The organism is Calditrichia bacterium (assembly GCA_020634975.1).
GTDB lineage: Bacteria > Calditrichota > Calditrichia > RBG-13-44-9 > J075 > JACKAQ01.
Genome location: JACKAQ010000001.1, coordinates 1,836,036 through 1,860,842, shown reverse-complemented (window position 1 = coordinate 1,860,842; position 24,807 = coordinate 1,836,036). Strand labels below are relative to the sequence as shown.

23 protein-coding genes and 1 pseudogene are annotated in these 24,807 nt (G+C 48.1%); 11 read left to right on the top strand and 13 right to left on the bottom strand.

Going from position 1 to position 24,807, the window contains the following annotated elements; all coding sequences use genetic code 11:
- The first annotated feature begins 115 nt into the window (after positions 1 to 115).
- The 4 genes from H6629_07605 (at position 116) to H6629_07590 (ending at position 3,349) form a co-directional block, all read left to right on the top strand.
- Positions 116 to 1,072 (top strand): phosphoglycerate dehydrogenase, encoded by a 957-nt coding sequence (locus H6629_07605; GenBank protein ID MCB9067658.1) that lies wholly within the window; start codon positions 116 to 118, stop codon positions 1,070 to 1,072.
- Between the two features lie 12 nt (positions 1,073 to 1,084).
- Positions 1,085 to 1,768: a 6-phosphogluconolactonase gene (gene pgl, locus H6629_07600; protein ID MCB9067657.1), complete on the top strand. Its 684-nt coding sequence runs from the start codon at positions 1,085 to 1,087 to the stop codon at positions 1,766 to 1,768.
- A 153-nt stretch (positions 1,769 to 1,921) separates the two neighbouring features.
- On the top strand, positions 1,922 to 2,713 hold the full coding sequence (locus H6629_07595; protein MCB9067656.1) for a 2,4-dihydroxyhept-2-ene-1,7-dioic acid aldolase: 792 nt from the start codon (positions 1,922 to 1,924) through the stop codon (positions 2,711 to 2,713).
- A 15-nt stretch (positions 2,714 to 2,728) separates the two neighbouring features.
- Positions 2,729 to 3,349, top strand: a complete 621-nt coding sequence (locus H6629_07590) for an SIS domain-containing protein (GenBank protein ID MCB9067655.1) — start codon at positions 2,729 to 2,731, stop codon at positions 3,347 to 3,349.
- 165 nt (positions 3,350 to 3,514) lie between these two features.
- Here the strand turns inward: H6629_07590 and H6629_07585 are convergent, their stop codons facing one another.
- Both H6629_07585 and H6629_07580 read right to left on the bottom strand, forming a co-directional pair.
- Positions 3,515 to 4,492, bottom strand: coding sequence for a hydroxyacid dehydrogenase (locus H6629_07585; protein ID MCB9067654.1), 978 nt, complete (start codon positions 4,490 to 4,492; stop codon positions 3,515 to 3,517).
- Positions 4,493 to 4,669: 177 nt separating this feature from the next.
- Entirely contained in the window at positions 4,670 to 6,406 is a 1,737-nt protein-coding gene (locus tag H6629_07580; protein MCB9067653.1) for a response regulator, read from the bottom strand.
- Between the two features lie 457 nt (positions 6,407 to 6,863).
- On the opposite strand from H6629_07580, the gene H6629_07575 reads away from it, so the two are divergent.
- The 4 genes from H6629_07575 (at position 6,864) to H6629_07560 (ending at position 10,158) form a co-directional block, all read left to right on the top strand.
- Positions 6,864 to 7,310 (top strand): Hsp20/alpha crystallin family protein, encoded by a 447-nt coding sequence (locus tag H6629_07575; GenBank protein MCB9067652.1) that lies wholly within the window; start codon positions 6,864 to 6,866, stop codon positions 7,308 to 7,310.
- A gap of 73 nt (positions 7,311 to 7,383) precedes the next feature.
- Positions 7,384 to 7,839, top strand: a complete 456-nt coding sequence (locus H6629_07570) for an Hsp20/alpha crystallin family protein (GenBank protein ID MCB9067651.1) — start codon at positions 7,384 to 7,386, stop codon at positions 7,837 to 7,839.
- A gap of 279 nt (positions 7,840 to 8,118) precedes the next feature.
- Positions 8,119 to 9,123, top strand: coding sequence for a c-type cytochrome (locus H6629_07565; GenBank protein MCB9067650.1), 1,005 nt, complete (start codon positions 8,119 to 8,121; stop codon positions 9,121 to 9,123).
- Positions 9,124 to 9,252: 129 nt separating this feature from the next.
- Entirely contained in the window at positions 9,253 to 10,158 is a 906-nt protein-coding gene (locus tag H6629_07560) for a patatin-like phospholipase family protein (protein MCB9067649.1), read from the top strand.
- Here the strand turns inward: H6629_07560 and H6629_07555 are convergent, their stop codons facing one another.
- The 6 genes and pseudogenes from H6629_07555 to H6629_07530 form a co-directional block, all read right to left on the bottom strand.
- On the bottom strand, positions 10,159 to 10,464 hold the full coding sequence (locus tag H6629_07555; protein MCB9067648.1) for a DUF2442 domain-containing protein: 306 nt from the start codon (positions 10,462 to 10,464) through the stop codon (positions 10,159 to 10,161).
- Positions 10,445 to 10,682 (bottom strand): annotated as a pseudogene (locus H6629_07550) (DUF4160 domain-containing protein). The gene H6629_07555 and the pseudogene H6629_07550 overlap by 20 nt, the downstream one beginning before the upstream one ends.
- A 133-nt stretch (positions 10,683 to 10,815) precedes the next feature.
- A complete protein-coding gene (gene glmS / locus H6629_07545; GenBank protein ID MCB9067647.1) occupies positions 10,816 to 12,651 on the bottom strand; it encodes a glutamine--fructose-6-phosphate transaminase (isomerizing) in 1,836 nt (611 codons plus the stop codon).
- A 106-nt stretch (positions 12,652 to 12,757) separates the two neighbouring features.
- Positions 12,758 to 14,293 carry a glutamine-hydrolyzing GMP synthase gene (guaA, locus tag H6629_07540; protein MCB9067646.1) on the bottom strand — a complete coding sequence of 512 codons (1,536 nt, stop codon included), beginning with the start codon at positions 14,291 to 14,293 and terminating at the stop codon, positions 12,758 to 12,760.
- A 366-nt stretch (positions 14,294 to 14,659) separates the two neighbouring features.
- Positions 14,660 to 17,281 (bottom strand): carbohydrate binding family 9 domain-containing protein, encoded by a 2,622-nt coding sequence (locus H6629_07535; GenBank protein ID MCB9067645.1) that lies wholly within the window; start codon positions 17,279 to 17,281, stop codon positions 14,660 to 14,662.
- Positions 17,282 to 17,386: 105 nt separating this feature from the next.
- Positions 17,387 to 17,830, bottom strand: a complete 444-nt coding sequence (locus H6629_07530) for a hypothetical protein (GenBank protein ID MCB9067644.1) — start codon at positions 17,828 to 17,830, stop codon at positions 17,387 to 17,389.
- Between the two features lie 258 nt (positions 17,831 to 18,088).
- On the opposite strand from H6629_07530, the gene H6629_07525 reads away from it, so the two are divergent.
- Positions 18,089 to 18,793, top strand: a complete 705-nt coding sequence (locus H6629_07525) for a hypothetical protein (GenBank protein MCB9067643.1) — start codon at positions 18,089 to 18,091, stop codon at positions 18,791 to 18,793.
- Here the strand turns inward: H6629_07525 and H6629_07520 are convergent.
- Complete coding sequence (locus tag H6629_07520; GenBank protein MCB9067642.1) at positions 18,763 to 19,608, bottom strand: MBL fold metallo-hydrolase; 846 nt, start codon at positions 19,606 to 19,608, stop codon at positions 18,763 to 18,765. The two genes, H6629_07525 and H6629_07520, sit on opposite strands and share 31 nt — an antisense overlap.
- A 639-nt stretch (positions 19,609 to 20,247) precedes the next feature.
- Between H6629_07520 and H6629_07515 the strand changes: the two genes are divergently transcribed.
- Both H6629_07515 and H6629_07510 read left to right on the top strand, forming a co-directional pair.
- Entirely contained in the window at positions 20,248 to 20,694 is a 447-nt protein-coding gene (locus tag H6629_07515; GenBank protein MCB9067641.1) for an S-adenosylmethionine decarboxylase, read from the top strand.
- A gap of 57 nt (positions 20,695 to 20,751) precedes the next feature.
- Positions 20,752 to 21,819: a deoxyhypusine synthase gene (locus H6629_07510; protein MCB9067640.1), complete on the top strand. Its 1,068-nt coding sequence runs from the start codon at positions 20,752 to 20,754 to the stop codon at positions 21,817 to 21,819.
- Positions 21,820 to 22,049: 230 nt separating this feature from the next.
- On the opposite strand, the gene H6629_07505 is transcribed toward H6629_07510, so the two are convergent.
- The 4 genes from H6629_07505 to H6629_07490 form a co-directional block, all read right to left on the bottom strand.
- Positions 22,050 to 22,598 carry a hypothetical protein gene (locus H6629_07505; GenBank protein ID MCB9067639.1) on the bottom strand — a complete coding sequence of 183 codons (549 nt, stop codon included), beginning with the start codon at positions 22,596 to 22,598 and terminating at the stop codon, positions 22,050 to 22,052.
- A gap of 10 nt (positions 22,599 to 22,608) precedes the next feature.
- Complete coding sequence (locus tag H6629_07500) at positions 22,609 to 23,280, bottom strand: helix-turn-helix transcriptional regulator (GenBank protein ID MCB9067638.1); 672 nt, start codon at positions 23,278 to 23,280, stop codon at positions 22,609 to 22,611.
- Between the two features lie 205 nt (positions 23,281 to 23,485).
- The gene (locus H6629_07495) at positions 23,486 to 23,881 is read right to left on the bottom strand and encodes a VOC family protein (protein ID MCB9067637.1); all 396 of its coding nucleotides are present in this window, start codon (positions 23,879 to 23,881) and stop codon (positions 23,486 to 23,488) included.
- A gap of 262 nt (positions 23,882 to 24,143) precedes the next feature.
- On the bottom strand, positions 24,144 to 24,782 hold the full coding sequence (locus H6629_07490) for a hypothetical protein (protein ID MCB9067636.1): 639 nt from the start codon (positions 24,780 to 24,782) through the stop codon (positions 24,144 to 24,146).
- Positions 24,783 to 24,807: the final 25 nt, after the last annotated feature.

Below are 24,807 nucleotides of genomic sequence, written 5' to 3'. Positions count from 1 at the left end.
GGATAAAGGGTAAAGGATAAAAGTTCGTGTAAAAAAAAAATCCAGAATCCAGAAACCAAAATCCGGAAAACAATGTCAATTAATCGGAGAACCTGCAAAAGCGGGTAACAAACGTATGAAAAATGACACACCCATAGCTGTAACCTCGCGATCGTTTTCGCGCCATCCGGTGTTGCGGGCGGAATTGCTGGCGCGTTATTCCAACGTTCGATTCAACGACGACGGGCTATCACTCTCGGGAGAAACATTGGTGGATTTTTTGCGCGGCGCAAAAAAAGCAATCACCGCGCTGGAACGCATTACCGAAGAAGTGCTGTCTCAACTGCCGGAGCTTGAGGTGATCGGTAAATACGGCGTCGGAACGGATATGCTGGACAAACAGGCGCTCATTCGTCACGGCATCCGGCTCGGCTGGACCGGCGGCGTGAACAAACGCTCGGTCGCGGAACTGGCGATTGCCTTCATGATTTCCACATTGCGGCTGATTCCCGAAGCGAGCCTCGATGTCCGCAACGGCATCTGGAAAAACCGCATCGGGCGACAGCTCACCGGACGCACTGTCGGTATTATCGGCTGCGGGCACATCGGCAAAGATTTGACGCCGCTGCTGCGTGCGTTCGATTGCAAGGTTTTGGCGCACGATATTTTGGATTTTCCCGAATTTTATAAAAAATACGATGTTACGCCGGTTTCGCTGACAGATTTGCTGCAGCATTCGGACGTTGTGACGCTGCATGTGCCGCTGGACAGCAGCACCCGTAATATGCTTTCCGCCGAAAAATTAGCAATGATGAAACCGGAAGCTGTGCTGATCAACTGCGCACGCGGCGGCATGGTGGACGAGCAAGCGCTGAAGGCAATGCTTCGTGACGGGCGGCTTTCCGCTGCCGGATTTGATGTGTTCGCAACCGAACCGCCGGAAGATTTGGAATTGCTGCAACTGCCCAATTTTTTGGCGACGCCGCACATTGGCGGCAGTTCGGAAGAAGCGGTTTTGGCGATGGGGCGTTCCGCCATTCGCGGATTGGACGACAACAAAATTCCCACCGCCGATTATCCGCCGGCAGGCTAAACAGGAGAATGGATGACGATCGAACATCAGCAATTTGATGATATGATTTCTGCGGCGCATGCATTGGCGGATGAATTAGCCATTGTTTTGCGCAACGCCATCGACCAGCGCGGCAACGCGCTGATAGCCGTTTCCGGCGGTCGCACGCCCGAACATGTGTTCAAACGGCTGCGGCAACAGCCGCTCGATTGGCAAAAAGTAACCGTCACGCTCACGGATGAACGCTGGGTTCCGGCGGATCATCCCGATAGCAACGAAAAACTGGTGCGCACCCATCTGTTGCAGGATGCGGCGGCAGCAGCAGCGTTCGTTCCGCTGTTCGGCGGCGAAGCCACACCGGAAGCGGGTCAATCCGCCTGCGAAGCGCGATTGCAAAAACTGAATGTACCGTTCGACGCCGTGTATTTGGGAATGGGTGGCGACGGGCACTTTGCCTCTCTGTTTCCCGGCGATGCGGCGGTAAACGTTACCGAAGGATTGTGCATTGCCGCACCGGAAACGGTGTCCCGTGTTGCCCGCATGTCGCTGACAGCACCCGCGGTTCTCAATGCCCGGAAGATTTTTTTGCTGTTTTCCGGTGCAGACAAACACGCCAAATATGCCGAAGCACAACAACCCGGTGTGCCATCGGAAGTGCCGTTGCGGCTGGTGTTGCGGCAGTCGCAAACGCCGGTAACCGTGCTCAGCGCACCGTAATGTATTGTTTCGAAACAGTATACGGGGATTCCGGAACAAGCCCGGAATGACAATCAATTCTTTTGTGGTCATTCCTGCGAATGCAGGAATCTCAATCAGACACTTAAAAACGAAAATAATCAACCAAAAACCAACATACTTAACGAGGGTGTAATGAGAAAAAATACGCTGAAAGAAATTTGGGCTCGCGGCGAAGCCGTCATTAATGGCTGGTGCTCGATTCCCAGTTCGTTTTCCACAGAAATTATGGCGCATCAGGGATTTGATTCGATCACCATCGACATGCAGCACGGGCTGGTCGATTACACGGATGCGGTAACAATGTTGCAGGCAATTTCCACAACAGATGTGATTCCGCTGACGCGCGTGCCGTGGAACGATCCCGCACGGTTGATGAAAATTCTCGATGCCGGTTCGTACGGCGTCATTTGCCCGATGATCAACACGCCGGAAGATGCGGAATCGCTGGTTCGCGCCTGCAAATATCCGCCGCACGGCTTCCGCAGCTTTGGCCCGATTCGAGCCAAATATTACGGCGGCGGAAACGCGCACGGTGGCGGAAATTATCACCAGTTCGCCAACGACGAAACGCTGGTGATTCCCCAAATCGAAACCAAAGAAGCGATCAAAAATCTCGATGCGATTCTCGAAGTGCCGGGCATCAGCGCAATTTACATCGGTCCGTCCGACCTCTCGATGGCGCTCGGAAAAGAACCGCGTGCCGGACAAAGCGATCCCGAAGTGGTGGAAGCCCGCAACTACATTCTCGAAACCGCCAAAAAACACGGTATTCCGGCGGGTATTCATACCAACTCAACAAAAGTATCGGTGGAAATGGTAAAATTGGGATTCCAGTTTGTTTCGCTGCAAAGCGACGACCGCTTTTTGATGTCCCGTGCAAAAGAAGAAGTTATTGCCGTTCGCGAAGGCATTGCCGGTAAATAAACGAAAGGAATTGAAATGAGTTTTCCAGACAACAAATACAAAGATGCCGGCAGTTTTATCGACGCGTATTTTGCAGAATACAGCGCGGCTGCCAAATCCGTTAACCGCGAAAAACTGCAGCAGGCGGCGGATATTCTCACCCGCGTTTATACGGAAGGCGGCATCGTTTATTCCTGCGGCAACGGCGGCTCGGCGGCGATTGCCAATCACCTCGTTTGCGATCACTGCAAGCTGGTGCGCACCGATACCACGCTCACGTCGCGAATCGTTTCGCTGAGCGCGACGGTGGAAATTATTACGGCGATCGGCAACGATATTTCGTATGACGAAGTGTTCGCCTATCAACTGCGCTGTCTCGCTAAAAAGGGTGATGCGCTGATTACCATCAGCTCCTCCGGCAATTCCGAAAACATCGTTCGCGCAGCAGCGTGGGCAAAAGAAAACGGCATTCCGGTGATATCGCTGACCGGTTTTGAAGGCGGCAGATCTGCCCAAATTGCGGATGTGAACCTGCATGTAACCGCAGATAATTACGGTGTTATCGAAGATGTTCACCAATCGCTGATGCACGTTTTGGCGCAATACATTCGCCAAGCGCATATGGATGAACATTTGATTCAGGAACGCAAATTCTGATTTGTCAAATCAATAATGAACACAAAAACGCCGGTGATGGGTTTCCGTCACCGGCGTTTTTTTTTGATCGTCGAATGATTGTTTTCAGGCAAAGATGCAATTGGTTCAGGCAAAAAGGCAACTCGTGAGTTGCCTCTACGGGTTTTTGTAATGGAATATTTTTGATTATTTCCCTAAAACCGCCGGATTCACCAGCGACCGGTGATCGATTTCCCCGCTGTTCAGCACAGAAAAAATATTTTTAATCGCATCTAATCCCATGTTTTTCATGGAATTATCCGATGCGCCGCCAACGTGCGCAGTGACGATAACGTTGTCCTGTTTGAACAGCGGATCGTCCATTGCCGGTGGCTCGGTTTCGAACACGTCCAGCGCTGCGCCGCGAACTTTTCCGGATCCCAACGCCGCCAGCAAATCGCTTTCGTTGATGATGCCGCCGCGCGCCACGTTTATGATACACACGCCGTCTTTCATCATCGCGATGGATTGTTCGTTAATCAGATTACGGGTTTTTGGCGTCAACGGACAGTGCAGGCTGATAAAATCCGCTGTCGCAAACACGTCTTCCGGCGATGCCGCTTTTCGAATATACTCCGGTAAATTTTCCATTTTGCCGGATGGATGATACACCCAAACGGTCATGTTGAACGGCGCAACCAGTTCCGCCAACCGTCGGGCAATTTTGCCGAAACCGATCAATCCGAGCGTTTTTCCGGTCAATTCGAGCCCGCCGTATTGTTTTTTATCAAAAATGCCGTTGCGGATTTGGCGATCCTGTGCCGGAATCTGGCGCGCCAGCGAAAGCAGCATTGCCAGCGTATGCTCCGCGGTGGATTCGAAATTGGCATCCGGCGTGAAAAAAACCGGAATGCCGCGTTCTGTTGCTGCGGCGATGTCAATATTATCCGTGCCGACGCCGTGTTTGCAAATTACTTTCAGATGTTCGGATGCGTCCATCACTGCGCCAGTAATTTTGCCCTGCCGGACAATCAGCGCGTGCGGCTGAAAATCGCGCACTTTCGCAGCGATTTCCTCCGGCGTATCTTTCGGCTCGCCAACGGCAGATTCACAATTTGAAACGCGCAGCACCTGCTGTGCTTCCGCCGCAATGCCGGAACCTGTGATAAAAATTCGATATCCCATACTTTCCCTCTGGTATTCAATCCCGTTTTTTTTAGTGCAACAAAGCACCGTTTTTGCTGCTCAAATATAATAATTGGTTGATTGGTTTGTGAGATTTGAAATACAAAATCGCAAATTGTTTTGCCGTGCAAATGGTGTTTGCTGAAGGGCGGCAAAACTTCAGCAGTTCAAATAAAATCAAGGGTTTATCGCATTCCAGATTGCCCGATACAGCTCTTCCCTTTTGATCGGTTTGCTGACGTAATCATTCATTCCTTCAGCGATGCATTTTTGGCGATCACTCAGCAAAGCACTGGCTGTTAGCGCGATAATCGGTAAAGATCGCGTCGAAGCCGTTTGTTTTTCCCATTCGCGAACCGCGCGGGTTGTCTCAAATCCGTCCAACTCCGGCATTTGGATATCCATCAAAACCACGTCAAAAGCGGTTGATTGAATATGCTCAAACGCCATAACGCCATTGTCTGCCAGCGTAACCTGAACGTTAATTTTGCTCAACAGCGCGTTCACCAGTTTTTGGTTCACCGGATTATCTTCCGCGAGTAGCAGCCGTAAATTGCGTTGGCGGATCAATTCCGGGTAATTTTTTTCCTGCTGCGCAGCGATTAAATTTACGGTTGCAAATTCGGGATTTTCACTGGTTGCAAACGGAATCGAAATGGAAAAAGTGCTGCCCGGTTGTCCGGCAACAGCATGATAATTTACCGGATTTAACGGCGCTGCGGGGCTTTGCACAAAAATATTGCCACCCATTAGTTTGGTCAGGTTTCGGGAAATGAACAAACCCAAACCCGTGCCGCCAAAACAGCGGGTTGTGGAAATATCCGCTTGAGAAAATGCATCGAAAATGATTTTCTGTTTGTCTTCGGAAATGCCGATTCCGGTATCCGATACCGCAAATAGGAGCGTGACGGTTTGCGCAACGGCATCGACCGCCGTGCAGCTTACCTCCACCAAAACCTGTCCGCTGGTGGTAAATTTGATTGCGTTGCTAACCAGATTGATTAAAACTTGCCGCAGCCGCGACGAATCGCCGACGATCACATCCGGCACACCCGTTTCGATTTTCCAATCCAGCGAAATGCCCTGTTCTTCCGCCCGAAAAGCCATCATTCGTATCGTATTTCGCAAATTTTCGCGCAAATTAAATTCGATTGATTCGACTATTACCCGCTGCGCTTCGATTTTGGATAAATCGAGAATATCGTTCAACAGCGACAGCAGCGATTTTGCCGAGCTGTCCACAATTCCCAAATATTCGATCTGCTTGGGTTTTAGCGGAGTTTCCAGCAGCAGCTCTGTCATACCGATAATACCGTTCATCGGTGTGCGAATTTCATGACTCATGTTCGCTAAAAACAAGGATTTAGCCTGCGTCGCTTTTTCCGCTTTTTCTTTTGCGGCAGATAATTCTTCCACTGTTTTCTGAAGCTCTTGCGCCTGTGCTTCCAACCGGGTATTGGCTTGGACTAAATCATCCGCATATTTTTTCAGTGCAAATCGGGTTTCCTGGCGGTGCAGCACATGATTGAGTGTTTTGGCGAGCACGGCAGCGGAAAGCTCGTCTTTGTTGATAAAATCATCTGCGCCGGCGCGCAATGCTTTTTGGATAACAAAACCACCGCTATGTCCGGTTATCAGAACAAATGCCGCATCGCAGCCCTTTTCTCTCATTTTGGAGATGGATTGTGTGCCGGGATATCCTTCGATATCGTAATCAATAAATACAACTTGCGGTTTTAGTTGCCTTAAGTATATGGGAAGCTGGCTTGCTGTGTGGATGATATTGATTTGGGAAATTTGGTAAGGCGGCACATTTTTCAGAAGCCTCGAAATTATTACTGCATCTGCTTTATTATCATCAACAATTAGAACACTAATTGCCTGATTATTGGCTGTAGTTAAGTCCGGTTCCATTGTTTGTCTCACATTTTGGATTGTAAAATCAAATGGCACTTTTGCGGAGAAATAAAACCCGCTAATTAAATATCGGTTGAATGAATTGAAATGCTTAACACCTTATTTTGAAAAATTATAAAGCTATAAAAAACAAACACTTGTATTTATATAGTTGTATGCATATTTAGCTAAAATATGTCAGTTTTGACAAATTGTCACACCCTGCCGAAAAAATTTCAGACAATCTGAAATTCCTGCATTTACTCTGCCAGCCGTTGGCAGCACCTCTGAAAAAAATTCATAACGCCAATTTTGTCAGACGTTGACGAATTTAAAAATCTAAAATAATTAAAAACAGCCGCTTAGCGAGCCACAGTTAAAATTGGCACAGCCTTTGTAAATACTACCGGTTGAGTATGAAAATAAAAACGATGGAAACAGAATTAACATCAAAATAAACCAAAGGAGATTTACCATGGCACATGTTCGTTTTTTTACCGGCAATGATTTTGGCAACATCGCTCAGGAATTTGATCGTGCGGTTGAGCACTTCCGGAACGGTTTTTCCGGCGAAACAACCAACGATGTCCAAAATGAGAAATGGCAGCCTCGCGTAGATGTTACGGAACTGGAAGACAATTTTGTGTTGAGCGCCGAATTACCCGGCATTCGCAAGGAAGATTTATCGATAGAATTTGACAAAGGCATCCTGCGGATTTCCGGCGAGCGCCTCCCTCAGGAAGTTACCGAAGGGGTAAAAGTGCTTCGCAGCGAACGGTTGTTCGGCAAATTTTCCCGCGCGTTCAAAATTAAAACGCCGGTAAAAGTGGACGCCATCGACGCAACATATAAAGATGGCATGTTAACGCTAACCCTGCCCAAAGCAGAAGAAGCGAAACCAAAAGCTATTAAAATTAGTTAAATAATACATAATCCGAGTGATGTTTTATCGCCCGGAAATAACTTAAAATTATAAACTTAAGGAGGTTATCACTATGAAACTCGAACGTTGGATTCCTGCTCGCGATCTGTTCCGCGCTCATGACGAAATGGGTCGGTTGATTGATCAGTTTTTCAGCAACGATGTGATGGGCGGCAGCGCCTGGGATGCCTCTTCGGATTGGCTTCCCGGGATGGATGTTCAGGAAGATGAAAACCAGTTTACGGTTTATCTTGAGCTGCCGGGTTTAACCAAAAAGGATGTGAACATCACATTTACCAATAATACCCTGAGTATCAAGGGTGAGAAAAAACGCGAATCGGAAGAGAAAAAAGCGAATTACCATCGCGTTGAACGCAACTACGGAAAATTCAAACGCAGCGTTACCATGCCCACTCGTATTCAGGATGGTAAAATTGATGCGCGTTTCAAAGATGGCGTGCTGACCATTACCCTGCCCAAAGCGGAAGAAGTGAAGCCAAAAGCCATCGAAGTGAAAGTGGAAGGCTGATCAAGCGGTTGAAAATGCCATCGCTTCTCACGTTACATTAAACACCTCATGCACCTCACAAAGGCGGGTTTTACCCGCCTTTTTTATTTGGCAAAACATCCGTTCGCAATTCCTGAAACAGACTGCCCATCGATTATTATTTCAAAAAAAACATCGTCCGCTGTGATACAAATTTGGCTTTTATGTATGAAATTTAGTAATTTCGAAAGCTTTAAAAATCTATCCCAATTAAGCCATTGCTAATGGCATTCAAATACATTTATAAACTGCGGAGTTCATATGAAAATGTTTGGAAAGATTGTTGCGGCTCTAGTTCTGCTCGTTATTGTTGCAGGTATTGGCGGTTATATATATTTGAATACAGCATATCCCTATGTGCCATCTGCATTGGAAATTTCAATAGACAGCACACCGGAAAAAATAGAACGCGGGCGATATCTCGCGCATAATGTTGCGGTGTGCATGGATTGCCATTCAACCAGGGATTGGAATGCTTTTGCCGGTCCGCTGGTTACCGGAACAGAAGGTAAAGGCGGCGAAGTTTTTCCGGAAGAAGCCGGTTTTCCGGGTACGTTGTATGCGCCAAATATAACGCCGGCTGGCATTGGTCACTGGACGGACGGCGAGTTGATCCGGGCGTTTACAACGGGCGTCAACCGGGAGGGCAGACCATTGTTTCCGCTAATGCCGTATCCGAATTACGCAAAACTCAGCACGGAAGATGTGCATGCAATCGTCGCGTATATCCGCAGTCTGGCGCCGATAGAAAATAAGGTTCCGCTTACAAAATTAAATTTCCCGCTCAATTTAATTGTCCGGACAATGCCTGCACCTGCTGATCCGCAACCAAAGCCAAACCCGGCAGATACAGTAGCTTATGGCAAATATTTGATTACTGTTGCATCGTGTGGTGATTGCCACACGCCGATGGAAAAGGGCGAACCGTTACCCGGTATGAATTATGCCGGCGGTTTTGAATTTCGTATCCCGAACGGCGTGGTGTATTCGGCAAATATCACCCCGGATGTTGAAACAGGGATAGGCACCTGGAGCAAATCGAAATTTATTAATCGTTTCAAACAGTATGCGGATTCCAGCTATCAATCACCGGTGGTTTCCATCAATGAATTCAATACAATAATGCCCTGGACAATGTATGCAGGTATGAGCGAAGAAGACCTTGGAGCAATTTACGCGTATCTTAAAACCGTTTCTCCGGTGAAAAACAAGGTTATTGGCTTTCAATCGGATCCAAATCCGTCATTGTTCAGCGTCCGGGAATAAGCGAAAAGCCACGACAAATATTTCAGATGCCACGAAAATCTGCCGACGAATGAATAAAGGGAAATAACGCAACTAAACCGCACTGATTGCGTTTCAATGGTTGTATTCAAAGAATTGTGGAGTTTTGGAATGAAAGTGGCATTGGTGTTGAGCGGCGGCGGTGCACGCGGATTGGCGCATGTCGGCGTACTAAAAGCGCTGGAAAAAGCAAATATCAAAATAGATATGATTGTCGGATGCAGCTTCGGCGCGATAATCGGCGGAATTTACGCCCAAAATCCCGATTGCGACGCGTTGGAAGCACGGCTAAACGCATTTATGCACGAAGCGGCATTTCGCGGACTCGGGCTGGATTTTCTCAAAAAAAGCAACGTAAAATCGGACGACACGCTCCGCCAGTTTGCCAATGGCATAAAAGATTGGGTGCTGATGAACCTGATCGCCAAAAAAGTTGCGTTGCTGAAAGCCGAGCGACTGGAAAAAGCTGTCGAGTCGCTCATCGCGCCCGGAAACATTGAAGACACCAAAATTCCATTTGCCTGCAATGCCACCGATCTGATCTCCGGCAGCCCGTTTTTATTCGCCGAAGGCGATATGCGTAAAGCGATTACGGCAAGCGCCACCATTCCCGGCTATTTTCCACCCGTTTCGCACGAAAATCGCATGCTGGTTGATGGCGCGATCACCTACAATTTGCCAATTCGCCATGCCCGAAATCTCGGTGCGGATTTCATCATCGCGGTGGATGTTCACCCGATTTTGCATCCGGAGCTGAATTTCAAAAATGTGTTCGAAGTCATTTTGCGATCGAAAACGATCACTTCAAACACGCTTTCGGATGAAATCCAGAATAGCGCGGAAGTGCTCATTCAACCACCCATCCGCGAATATTATTGGTATGAATTTGACCGGTATGTGGAAATTATCAAAGCGGGAGAGGAAACCGCCAACCTGCAACTGGAAGATATTAAACATGAAATAAAAGTGCGCAGCCGTGGCAAACGCCGCATTTTTACGCGCCAGCGTTCCAAATAATCAATTTGTTTTTGAACGAGATACCAACCAGCGCTTAAATGACTTTTGACTTTCGCCGGAAGGTTGACCTAAAATAATATTTTCCAGACTAATATCTTCGTCCAGATCCGGCCAATTTATACCAATTCCGTTGCCGATAATACGCCATTTTTTTCGTTCTTCGATGGACCCGTTAAGTAATCTTGGATACCAGGCTAATGGCACAGAAATGGTTCGGGCATCAGATAAATCGATCGTTAGCGTATCGTTATCACTGCGGACATCAATAATTTTTCCATTTATTTTTTCAATCGTTGAAGTACTCATTCCAAGCCTCAATTAACAATTCTTCATTTTCATAAATTATTTTTTGAAATTTTTCCAATTTCCTGACGGTTAAACCCTCCGCTACTTTGGATTCTGACAGGATCAAGCCAAAATTTAGCAGTGTTGCCATCCCGTTCAACATGGATATGTAATGGTTCGCTCCGGTCACCGGCAAAAAAGAAAAAACGATAAGGTCCAATTCTCAAAACTGTCGGCATTCGACAACCTTCATTTTCAATAAATATACGATCGAAAAATTAATTGAGCCAAATTTTTTAGGGAAAATAAAAAAGCGCCGTGATTTCACGGCGCTTTTTTTGTGGGAGGTTTCTCTGACGAGAATAAAAATTACTATTCGACAGTAACGCTTTTTGCCAGATTCCGGGGCATGTCCACATTGCAGCCGCGCATAACGGCGATGTGATATGCCAGCAATTGCAGCGGCACAATCGAGATGATCGGCTGCAGGAAGTTGAAGGTGGTGGGAATGGGAATCGTGTAATCCACCATGTTTTCCAGCGTTGTGTCGCCTTCCGAAACTACCGCAATGACACGGCCTTTCCGGGCTTTCACTTCTTCAATATTGCTGATAATTTTTTCGTAAGTGCTATCTTTTGTGGCGATGACTACAACCGGCATTTCTTCGTCGATCAACGCGATCGGTCCGTGTTTCATTTCCGCAGCCGGATAGCCTTCAGCGTGAATGTAGGAAATTTCTTTCAGTTTGAGAGCACCTTCCAGCGCAACCGGGAAGTTGTATCCACGACCCAGATAAAGGAAGTTCGGGCGATCTTTAAATTCTTTGGCGATTTTTTGAATCAGCGCGTCGCATTGCAGCGCTTTTTCCACTTTTTCCGGCAATGCCTTCATTTCCTGAACGATGCGGCGACCGGTTTCGGCGGACATGGTTTTGGTTCTGGCGATCATCACGTTCAGCAATGCCAGTGCCGTAACCTGCGATGTGAACGCTTTTGTGGAAGCCACGCCGATTTCCGGTCCGGCGTGAATATAGGTGCCGCCCTGTGTTTCGCGGGCAATGGATGAACCAACCACATTAACCAAACCCATTACCGTTGCGCCTTTGCGTTTGGCTTCGCGGAGGGCAGCCAGCGTGTCGGCTGTTTCGCCGGATTGGCTGATGGCGATAACCAGGTTATCATCATCAATAATGGGATCGCGATAGCGGAATTCGGAAGCATATTCCACTTCCACCGGAATGCGGCAATATTCTTCAATCATGTATTCGCCAATCAAACCGGCGTGATAGGATGTGCCGCAAGCGGTCACAAAAATTTTGCGGGCGCGCATCACGTTGTGCATAATCTGGCTCAATCCGCCGAGGTGCGAAACGCCGTCTTCTTCGATCAATCGTCCGCGCATGCAGTCGGCAACGGTGCGGGGCTGCTCATAAATTTCTTTGAGCATGAAATGATCGTAACCGGCTTTTTCGATACGTTCGAGATCGAATTCAACCCGTTCAATTTTCTTTTTGATGATTTCGTTCTGAATGGTTTTGGTGACATAGCCATCTTTGCTGATGATTGCGAACTCGCCATCTTCCAGATACATGACGTCGCGGGTGTGCGCGATAATTGCCGACGCATCGGAAGCCACATAATATTCGCCTTCGCCGATACCCAGCACCAGCGGGCTGCCCATTCGCGCAACGTATAATTTATCCGGCTCGTGACGGGAAATGACAGCCAGACCATAAGTGCCGTCCAGCTCCAGCAGTGCAGCGCGGAAGGCTTCCTCAAATGACGAATCACCTTGTTTGTAAATTTCTTCGATGAGGTGAGCAATAATTTCGGTATCAGTTTCGGTGCGGAAAGTGTGACCTTTTTCGATCATCATTTTTCGCAGGGTTGCATAATTTTCCACAATGCCGTTGTGAACCAGCACGATATCGCCGTAAGAATCGCTGTGCGGGTGAGCATTGGTTTGATTCGGAACACCGTGGGTTGCCCAACGGGTGTGCGCGATGCCGACATTTCCGGTCATCGGCGTACCGTTGACGGATTTTTCCAGCGCCGCTATTTTCCCAACCTGCTTTTTGACATCAATTTTACCTTCTTTCAACAATGCCACGCCGGAAGAATCGTAGCCACGATATTCCAATCGTTTTAATCCCCCGATAAGCACCGGGTACGCATCACGTTTACCAATATAACCGACGATTCCACACATAAAATCTTATCCTCCTTAGTGAACTCAACTGGTTCTGTTGCCCTGTCCGTGGGCAAACTGTTTATGAATATTTTCTTATTTTCGACCCTTGATTTTTAATCGCTGTTTATTCCCACTCGATGGTTGCCGGCGGTTTGGAGCTGACATCGTAAACCACTCGATTGATGCCTTTCACCTCGTTGATAATTTTGTTCGACACATCCGCCAGAAAATCGTAAGGCAACGGGTACCAATCGGCCGTCATCCCGTCTGTGCTGGTTACGGCACGCAGGGCGAGCACGTTTTCGTATGTCCGTTCATCGCCCATCACACCTACTGTTTGTATCGGCAGCAAAACTGCAAAAGCTTGCCATATTTCATCATATAAATTTGCCGCTTTCAAAGCGTCAATGAATATCTTATCGGCTTTTTGTAAAATCTCTAAATCTGTCTCGGTAATTTTTCCAATAATTCTTACCGCCAAACCCGGTCCGGGGAAGGGATGACGTCCGATTATGTTCTCCGGAACACCCAGTTCGCGTCCAACCTGGCGCACTTCATCTTTAAATAATTCGCGAAACGGCTCTAACAATTCGAAGTTCAGCCGTTCCGGCAATCCGCCAACGTTGTGATGGGATTTGATAGTTGCGGACGGTCCTTTGAATGAAACGCTTTCAATGACGTCCGGGTAGAGGGTGCCTTGAGCCAAAAAACGAAATTCGCCGGCTTTGCGGGCTTCTGCTTCAAATACATCGATGAATGTTTGGCCGATCAACTTGCGTTTTTTCTCCGGATCAATTACGTCGCGTAACTTATCGAGGAAAACCGGCCCAGCCGTGACAACGGTCAAATTTAGCGCTAAATTTTCCCTGAAAGTATAACTTACTTCTTCCACCTCGTTTGCCCGCAATAACCCGGTATCCACAAAAACGCTGGTAAGCTGATCACCGATGGCGCGATGCAGCAACGCCGCCAAAACGCTGGAATCTACTCCGCCGCTAAGTCCCAGTAAAACGCGATCTGCGCCAACGGTTTCGCGAATCTGCCGGATCGCCATTTCGATGAACGATTGCGGCGACCAATCCCCTGCAAAATCGCAAATGTTGAACAAAAAATTGTGCAGCATTTGTTTGCCGGCTTCGGTGTGGTGCACTTCCGGGTGAAACTGGATGCCGTAAATATGCCGATCACGATTTTCGATGGCGCAGATCGGCGAATTGTCCGTTTTGGCGATGGCAGAAAAACCTTCCGGCAATTTGGTGAGGTGATCGCCATGGCTCATCCACACCTGCGTTGGCGATGCGATACCCGCAAACAGCGGATTATCGCCGTCGATGTGCAGTTTCGCGCGGCCGAATTCCCGTTTGTGCGCCGGGTCTACCGCGCCTTTCATCGAATACGCGATGTGCTGCAAACCGTAGCAAATGCCCAAAACCGGCACGCCAAGTTCAAAAATAGCGTTGTTTGCGTGCGGTGCGCCATCCGCGTAAACGCTGGACGGACCGCCGGAAAAGATGATCGCTTTAATATGTGCATCCGCGCGAATGTCATCAATTGAATAATTGAACGGATGGATTTCCGAAAACACGCCCAGTTCGCGGGTTTTGCGGGCGATCAGTTGGGTATATTGCGAACCAAAATCGAGAATCAGCACTTTTTCCATGAATTGTTTCCGTTTCGTTTTCTGTATTTGTATTCATTTGTGAACAGTTTAAAAGATAACACAGAAATGTGCTGACGGAAAATTGTTTTTCGGAAGAGAGGGTATGCGTTTAGAGTGAGCGTTCCAAACGGGTATTTTTAACGCTGGGAGAACCGAATGTCATTTTATCGTGAATGACAGATGCTGTGCGCCAAAATTTTTTGCCACAGAGACACAGAGAATCACAGAGAAGTTAAGGGTAAAGCATTCTTTGGTAAATATTTGTTTTTAATGATAATAGCTTTTTTTTCTGAAACTATTTTTTTAATTCGTTTATAAAAAAACTCTGTGCTCCTCCGTGACTCTGTTGCGAAAACGTCCAAAAGATTACAGCGAGAACCAGTAATTGAATTTCAACAGAAAAATATTTTCTGGATCGATACCGAACAGGCTGTCCACGTTGCGCCGGAAATTAAAATTGCCATTGTTAAATGAATCGTCGCGCTGTTGCGCCCACACAAAATACATTGTGGAGCCGGGGCGAAATTCCCATCGAACCACTAAATTCGAGCGAAATTCCTGAAAATTGAAATCGGGAATTTCGAACGAATAATCGCTGTTGCCGTCGGCATCTTCGTCGATCAAAACTTCATCATCATTTTTGGAAATTTCGTCATCGATGTTTTCAAATCGATCTTCGTATCGTTCCGCCCGTGAATCGGTGATGCGTTTGTAATGGCTGTATTTTCCTGCGGAAACAAACGGCTGGCCGTAATATTGGAACGATAATGTTGGCGTGATGCTGTAATTCAACCGGACAATGACACCGGTTGTTTTCTGATCGATTCGCGCGAAAATATAGCGATCTGCGTTGCTAAATTCAGTGGTTTCAACATATTGCAAATCACGTTTGTTGATGTTGAAAAACGGTTGCAACGATAGCGACATCGATTTTGCCGGTCGCCACTGAACCCCACCATAAAATTCGCGTGATCGGGAAACGTCGTCATCTTTAAAGCTGTTGAATCCGCCAATTTCAAATTGAAACGGTTTTGTATCGTCCGAATCGATGCTCCACCAACTGTAAATCGCGCCCTGATAGCGCAGCATCGGGCCGCCCCGCAATCCGCTGGCATCCAGTCCGCTGGCTTCCAATTCCGTTCCGCCCCAAAATTGCCAGTTGTTCGCAAAACGGCCGCCGCCGTTTACATTCATGCCGCGGAACGTTTGTTCGCCGTCAAAATTCCAGCCGGTCCACTGGTTGAGGTTGATGCGGTATTCCCGGAAAATCCACTGCGGGTTCCACTCGCGATAGGACAGCCACGAAAATTGCAAAATGCGGTCCGCGGAGCGCATGTATCCCAAATCGTTAATTTCGAATCCGGGTGAGCGCCAGGTGCCGCCCAGCATTCCCTGAATATGACCGTTGGATCTGCCGATGCCAAACGCGCCGGCATGTCCGTCCAGCGATGTGCGGGTGGAATCCAGCGTGAGGTGCGGCGCGTCCGGGCGCTGGAAATAGCGCCGCGAGGATGTTTGCGCTTCAATCAACGCTTCCGGATCGCCTTCGATGCGGCTGAATGCGGTTTTCAGGCTTATCCAATAATCTTTGTTGTGCCAATTGTGGCGCACATCGAAACCGCCGGTGTATGCGGCTGTGTTCAAAAAGCGGAGGTTTTCGCTGGAAATATCGCGATTGGTTGCAGTCGCGATGCCGCCGATCGACGTGTTGCCTTCGGAAAAATCTTTCTGCAACCGTCCGACGAAATAGTTGGTTGCAGGCTCCACAATTTCTTTCCGGCGAACGCCGTTCAACTCGATTGCTGCGCGTTCCCGTGCGGTAAATGCGTTCAGTACGCCAATCGAAAGCCCGTTGTGGGTTTTGCCGGTAACTTTTGCTGCGGCAATAATCGACGTGTTGTCGGGCATTTGCATGTATTCGTTATCCCCGAGATCCGGTTCGTACTGCGGTTGTCGTCCCAACCGGCGGGAATAAAACAGCGATTCGCGGGAATCCGAGCCATCGCCAAAACCGAGGGTGTACGTAAAAATATTGCTGCCTTCGATAAAAAACGGTCGTTTTTCCTGAAAAAATGTTTCGAAAGCGGAGAGGTTCACTTCGGAGGGATCGGCTTCCACCTGCCCGAAATCCGGGTTGACGGTAAAATTGAGCGTTAAATCGCTGGTGATGCCGATTTTGCCATCCAGCCCGCCGGCAATTTTGCCATCGCGTCCGTCCAGAAACGGGTCGTCCGGATCATCCGGAAAAAAGCTGAACTGGCTGAGCGAATAGGGCAGCAACTCAATTTGCCGGGGCGTTTCCAGTCCGGTCATTCCCTGCATTTCGCCAAAATAGCTGACAAATCCGCCAACGGACGAGGGGTAAAATTGCCACATCGACCATTCATTATTGCGATAAAAATAGCGGGCAACTTGCAAGCCCCAGGTGTGTTCCTCGCGATCCGCAAAGCGCAACTGGCTGAGCGGAATACGCATTTCCGCAACCCAACCTTCGGGAATGCGCCGGGTGCCGACTTCCCAAATCGGGTCCCAGTTCATGTCGTCGTAATCGCCGTCCTCGGTCATCACGCCGTCCATTTTTACGCCGGCGGCGTTCACGCCAAAATAGAATGCGGTTCGTTTGTCGAAAAAGCTGTCCAGTAAAATCAACACTCGATCGGATTCCCCGGCCTGATCCCGCCGGGTGATGCTGTCCACTATTTTTTCCGGAACGGAATCCAGCGAAACGATCGCGACATACAGATTTTTGGCGTCGTAAGCAATCATGAATTCGGTGGGTTGGCTGGCAGGTTTGCCTTCGTTGGGGCTGGTTTGCAGGAATCCTTTATCCCGCGGTGTTTTTTGCCAGATTGCATCGGTGAGTTTACCATCGATTTCCGGCGCATGCGGATTGACCGGCAATGGTTTGTAGATGCGTTTTTCCACATCTGTCTGGCTGGCTGCGATGCCAAAACACATCGCTAAAAAAAGTAACGTTTTTAAGAACATGTACGCGCACCTCACAATATTTGACACTCTTGCTTGTTACGGAGTGTCAAACACGAATGTTGCGCAAACGTTCAAAAATAGAGCTGTCTCGGGCAAAAAAAAGAATCAGCTTTCCGGCTGAACCGTAAGCATGATTCGCTGGCTTTCCTGGCATTCGCGAACGGCTGTTTCCGACTGATATTGAGATTTCGGGCAGGCATACGCTCCTAAAATCAGGCAATTGTTGCGTTGCAAATACCAGCCGCGAATAAACAGATCTTTATGTTGCGCACTCGAAAAATAGCTGTAACCGCCAAAAACGTAATCGCTGGTTACCGGTTTTCGCACATCGAAAACGGTTTGCAAATCTGCCGCATTAATAAATTGACGCAGATTTTCCTCCAGTTCGGCAACGGTTTTGTCGGGTGCGGCATCGTCAATTTTGCGGATGCGCAGCACGCCGATCCGGGCTTCGGAGCGTGCCCAAATTTCCGTTTTCACCTGACCAAACAGCCAGTTTTCCGGCGCTTTCAGCGACATTTTGCTAAAATTTACGGATACGTATGGCATCGTATTCATCCTTTTGTTGAACAGTCATCGGATTATCAACACTAACGTGTAACTGTTGCGTCACAATATTTTTGTAAAAAAAATCAGATTCAAAATCGCTTTGTACCGTCGATAAATGTATTATATTTTGCCGGCAGATTTCAATAGAAACTGTCACGTTTTTTGGGTTTGGGAAAAAAAGGGTGGGTGAGCGGAGCGCCCAATCTACTTTCATCACAACTATATGTTTTGCGCCAGCCGCAGTTTTTATGTTTCCGGATGAATTCCGGTGCAGGCGCTGGCAGCGTTTCCCTTTTCGAAGCGCCGGTAAAATGGAATCCCTGCAAATACGAATGCAGGATACTCGTACGCGTTTGCATGTTGCGAATTCTCAAATGGTTACGAAAACAGGATGAGCCGATGATTACCGTAGTTTCCGGAATGCCAGATAGTGGTAAGCGATTGTTATTAAACGTGTTAAGCGTCGGTGGATTGCCGAAGTACGACACACCGCCAGACGCGGTGATTGACCTCGCAACGCCCCGTTCAGCCGTTGCGGATAATTTCCCCAAAAAGAGCGTTTGGCTAAATCAGTCCAACGGGAAAGCGATTCTGATCGATTACACGTTGTTGGGTTCGCTCGATCCGTTGTTCCGGTATCGGGTGATTTATTTGGAAAAATCGATTGATGAATTGATCCGGTATCACAGCGAATTGTTGGTTGAGCAGGGCAGCCGGACGCCAGCGGCCAGCGCCCGGATGATCGCCAATTCGGTTCATTTACGATCCGCGCGAATCAAAAATTGGCTGGTCAAACAACCGAATATGGAGCACCTGTTTCTGAACCGGGGAGAACTGCTGGCATCGCCGGTGGCGCAGTTAAAGCGCATCCGCGTGTTTTTGGGGGAAAGCGTGGACATGCACAAAATGCTGACCGCGATGGATCCGCACATTTACAGCGAAACCGCATCGCCGATGCTGTAGCCGCGCGCCGTTCGCGTCACGGTTGCGCAGGGCAGCAGCGGATCGTGCTCGAAAACCACCAGCCAGTTTTCGCTCGCCGCGCGATTCAAATATTGCTTTTTTTCTTCGATGGTGATCAGCGGAAACAAATCGTAAGCCATCACCCACGGCACCGGAACATGGGCGGAAGTGGGAATCAGATCCGCCGGAAAAAACAGCGGTTGTTCATCGCTGTGAATCAGCAGCATTTGCTGCGCCATTGTATGTCCGTCCGATAACAACAATTCAATTCCCGGAAAAATTTCGCTGCTGCTTTTCAGCAAATTCAGCTGTTCTGTTTGCACCAGCGGCACGATGTTTTCTTCAAGAAAACTGGCGCGATCTTTTTCTGATGCTTCAACGGACCATTCGTAATGGCGTTGTTGCACATGATATGCCGCGTTCGGAAATGCCGGACGAAATGTGCCGTTTTCATTTGGAATAGTGGCCCCGCCGGCGTGGTCGAAATGCAGATGGGTGAGGATCACATCGGTCACATCCGCCGGCGCAACGCCGTGATTTGCCAGGCATTGCGGAAGGTTGTGCACGGCGGTATCCACCGCATAAATCTGGCAAAATTTGGCCGGGTTGTGCTCGCCGATGCCGGTATCCACCAAAATGGTTTTCCCGTTGCCGCGCAACAGCAGCGCATTGGTGCACATGTGGATGCGGTTATGCTCATCCGGCGGTTTTTGTTTGCCCCACAACGCTTTGGGCACTACGCCAAACATCGCGCCGCCATCCAGTCGGAACAATCCGGTGTTGAGCAGTTGCACATCGTAATCACCAATTTGCATGTTTTTTTCCTCAATTTTCTAATCTAAAAATGATGTCGATCGCATCACCAAACGGTTAAATCACCAGTTCCGAAATAAATGGAATTTCCGGGAAAACGCAACCCGGATTTTGAAAAATTTGGCTCATACAGCCGAAATCCGGATAAAAATACCCAATGCAATGCCTAAATTGAAATGTCTCTAAATCACGCAATAGCTTGAAGAAAGTTTGTTTTGGGAAAAGCGTAACAATATAAATTTATTTTTTACTTTGTCACGCCGGAATCGATGGGTATTGTGTAATAGGCCAATTTGGCCAATTCAAATGGAAATATTATAATCCAGAGCGTCGAAAAAACAATCTTAAAATATGCTTTTCCGGTATATTTTTATAAATGACAGTCAGTCATTTTATGGTAATTATCCTGGCTAAATTCCATTAAAACAACATGTTAATTGTAGTGCGCCTATTGTTTAATATATTAAACAATAGTTTTAAAAAAAGAAATTTTTTTATTGCATTGTTGATTTTTGACGATGTATATTGGCGCGCCATTTGAGAATGTTGTGCAGTGAATATCTACAAATTACTGATTTGCTGTGCAGCAAAGTTGTATCTAATTCATTTATTCTAAAATCCAAATTGGGAGGATTTATGAGATGGCAAAAATCGATGCATTCGGACCCCACTTAACGCTTGACCTCAATTATTGCAATCCTGCAAAATTGAACGATTATGATTTAGTTTTTGACGTACTGAACAATTTGCCCGATATGATCGGGATGACCAAAATCACCCAGCCGTATGTGTTCAAATATTCCGGTCTGGTTCCGGAAGACAAAGGGATTACCGGCTTTGTGGTGATTGCGGAAAGCCATATTTCGATTCACACATTTCAGGACAAAGAATACTGCTTTGTTGACCTGTTTTCCTGCAAACCTTTCGACTACACTTTCGCTGAAAAATACCTGATAGATGTGTTCGAATCGCAAAAACCAACGGTAAATGTCATCATGCGCGGGCACGATTTTCCCCGCTCGGAGGCATTGAGTGGACCGGCGAACGGCATCCACACCATCAACAACGGATTGGTTACCGCGGTTTAACACGCAACAAGATTGAATGCGGATGACGGCGCCGATTTTGTCGCCGAAACATCCACTATGTACAAAACAGAGGAACCGGAAGTGAAAAAACAAGATTATCTGCAACAGACAATCGAACATATTGACATTAAAGCGTTCGATGCCACGCCGATCATCGATCAGTATGAAAAAATGGCGTTTCAGTCCCGCAATTTGGCGCGGGCATCTAAAATTTACGATATGATGTTGGGCGATAAAGACTGTACTGTCATTTTAACCCTGGCCGGTTCATTGATCAGCGCGGGTTTAAAAACAGCAATTGTGGATATGTTGCGCAACAAAATGGTGGATGTTATCGTTTCCACCGGCGCGAATATTGTTGATCAGGATTTTTTTGAAGCGCTGGGCTATCGCCATTATGTGGGCACCCAGTTTGTCGATGACCAGAAACTGCGAAAACTGGCTATCGATCGTATTTATGATACTTACATCGACGAAGAAGAGCTGAAAGAATGCGACGATACCATTCGTAAAATCGCGAACACGCTGCCGCCGAAAGCCTATTCTTCCCGCGAATTTATTGTGGAAATGGGCAAATATCTGGTGGAAAACAATCTTGGGGAAGGCTCCATCGTGCGCACAGCGTACGAGCTTGGCGTGCCGATTTTTGTGCCGGCTTTTTCCGATTGCAGCGCCGGATTCGGGTTGGTTGTGCATCAGGTGGAAAATCCTGATACGCACGTTTCCATCGATTCCGTAAAAGATTTTCGCGAACTGACGGACATTAAAATCGAAGCCGGCACCACCGGATTGTTGATGCTGGCGGGCGGCGTGCCCAAAAACTTTGTGCAGGATACCGTCGTTTGCGCGGAAATTCTCGGTCACGATGTGGAAATGCACAAATACGCCGTGCAGCTCACCGTTGCGGATGAGCGCGATGGCGCACTCTCCGGTTCCACCCTGAAAGAAGCTTGCTCCTGGGGCAAAGTGGACACCGCGTATGAGCAAATGGTGTTCACTGAATTGACGCTATCCTTCCCGCTGCTGGCGAGTTACGGCTACCATCAGCGCAACTGGGAACAGCGCAACCGCCGCAACTGGAACGAATTTCTGGCTGTGAATCAAAAAGCGGAATTGATTGCTTAAGGCTTCAACTAATATCATTTATATAGATTAAACCCACTCGCGAGAAATTGTGAGAGGGTTTTCTTTTTGGACAATTGGCCATTTAACGATTGCCGCAAAGTCGCGAAGTTCGCAAAGGGCAAATACGTTTTTCATTTGAGCAGAATCCATCAATTTGTTCAATGAAAAGAATGCTTTTCAATCCGCAAATTGCTCCAAAACGGATTACTCTGTTTCCACGCGATCCAGCGTCATCTCAAAAATTGGCGCCAGTTCTCGCCGTCTGCGGAAAACTCCCCGATTTCGTGCCATTGATCGGCGCTGTTCAGTTTGATCGTATAGCGAATGGTGCCCTGCGGCGTTTTGAACCACCAGACAAATGAGCCATCATCGTTGAATTTGGCATCGGCGGTGGTGGATCGCCCGTTCGATAAATGCGATTGCATTTTGTAACCGCCGCCATGCGGATCATACGACATCAGACCGAGCGCATTGTGCACAATCATTTCTTTCCCGGTTTCGGGGTCCGTTCGTTTACCGACACCTTCCACCATCAGCACCAAACCGTCCAGTTTCGGCGGATATTTTCTTCGACCATCGCATCTTCTTTGGCGCCTTGCGGCGTCATTTGCCAGCCAATTCCTTTCCATTTCCCGATCAAAAATCGAGCTTTTCATTGCCGCCACATGTTTTTCGGACGGCCCTTCCTGTGCAGAAACGACGCTTGCACACAGAAATAACGACATTGTTAAGCTAATGAAAAACAGCGATTTGAGGCATGAAATATCAGTAGCAGGCATATCTGTCTCCTTAAATTTTATTTGTAAAAAAAAATAGCTTTTCCGGGCGAGAAATGATTGTAAAAAACGACAACATCAACGCTGTGCATCGGGCGGTGAAATGTTGCGATGATCGATTTGCGAAATGTATTTTTTTAAACAAAGTGGGATTGGTGCCGGCAATTGCGCCGAAATCGCGGATAAAATGAGCCTGATCGAAATATCCCGCGTTGTGAATAACCTCCTGCAAATCCCGGTTTTCCAGCACCATCTTGATCAGCGATGTGCGGATGCGGCGAATCCGTGCAAATTCTTTGGGCGTCAGCCCCACTTTTTCGCGGAAAATGCGCTGCAACTGCCGCTCACTGAGGTGCACTTTTCCGGCGATATCCGCCATTTTGATGTTGCCGTTTGCCGCGACAATCAGCGAAACGGCGCGGGTAATCCGCTCGTCCGGTTTTCCGGCAAATTTGGTGATGAATGGCAGCAATTCTTCGTCGAACAGCTCGTATTGGTCGAAATTTTTGCAGATGCATTCCAGCAATTTGCCCAAATTGAGGTTGCTGCAAATCGTGCTCGCATCGATGGATTGATCGCGCAACGCCGCGCCGCTGATACCGAACAGTGCATCCACAACGCCGGGAAAAAACCGCACACCCACAAACACGCTGCCGGGATACATCTGTGTGTTATAATTCTGCATCCGCGCCTGAACAGCACAGAAAATCGTTGCTTAACATATTGATTATAATGAAATACCAGCGACACACAACCGTCCGGCAACACTGTGTGATCGAGCATTTCCGGCGGTTTTCCGTCGGATGAATCCGGGTGATATTCGAATTTCCAATAGGATAAAATGTGATTTGCCAGCCGCTTGTCCGGCACAATTTCCTGATAGAGCAACATTATTTTTCCGCCTGCGGATGACAAAACAGCTCGTGAATATTCCCGTCCGGATCGGCGAAAAACGCGGTGTGCATGCCCCACGGCATGGTTGCTGGCGCTTTTACCGGCGTTGCGCCGTTGGCGATAATTTCATCATATTTGGCGTCCACCGCCGCCGGGGAATCCAGCACAAATGCCAACTCAAACGACTGTCCGGCGGGCTTTTCGCGATAGGATTTGTGTCCGGTTGCCTGCGTCATTATCGGGCGTTCGCAAATGGCAAATCGCACGGATTCGTTGGCCAATTCCACATATTTTCCGGTATTTTGCGCCACGGAAAAACCGAGCACATCACGGTAAAATTTGCTGAGTTTTGGCGCGTCATTCGTCAAAATGGTGATCAAGTCGATTTTCATCAATCAAGCTCCTGTAAATTATGGAATTAAACGCTGAATGTTGATCGTCAAAAAATTCGAAATTATTCCACCGAAAACTGCTGTATCCGCCGAAAAGTTGTTGATCATCGCTGCCGGGCGATTCATCTGCCGCAGCAACGCGGAATCGGTGTTTGATATTGATACAGCACTCTTCGTTGGATTCGCCGAATGCTGCTTTCGCGAAGCGCAATCACCTGCCTCGTCCGGCATATCTGCAGCAAATAAACCGGTTTCGTCCTTTTCAGCTTCGCCAATTCATTTTCCGGATAGCTGAGCACCGCGATGCGCATCGCCAACCAGAACGTAAACATCGGCACCGCTTTTTTGCCAATTCCTCAGCCCGCCGAAAATCTTTTTTGCGAGTGCAGCGCGACCGAGATTGGCTATCCGCCGCCGGTCGCGTCGCGGTTAATACCGCCAGAAGCGTTTCGTAAATGGACACCACTTCCCACAATACTTTGCTCAAGCGTCGTAATCGCCTTTGAGCACCAGCGAACGTCCGTAGTTGTTCATCGCCAATGTCGATATAATTGCACATTGCCGCAGCGATGGTGAAAATATTACATCCCGAATGGATCAATGGCTGCTTTTGGCGATTAGTTGAGCCCCGCGTCCCACAAACCAATTCTGCTGATGTAGAAAAATCCGGCAGCTTCCAGCGCAACGCCTCGCTGTTCGGTTTGCGTCCAGCGCTTGTTGAAAGCACTGCGTATGTTGAATCAATGCTCACGCCGGAAGTCAGATAGGAATGCGCCAAAACCGCGAGCGCATCGGGATTGTCCGGCGCCAGCCGGATAGATTTTTCCGCCCAGTCAAGCTTGCGGCGATGCGCACCCCTGTCCCGGAATCCGCTAAACACCCATTTGTGATGCCAGCGCATAGTAATGCCGATGATGCCGGTGCAT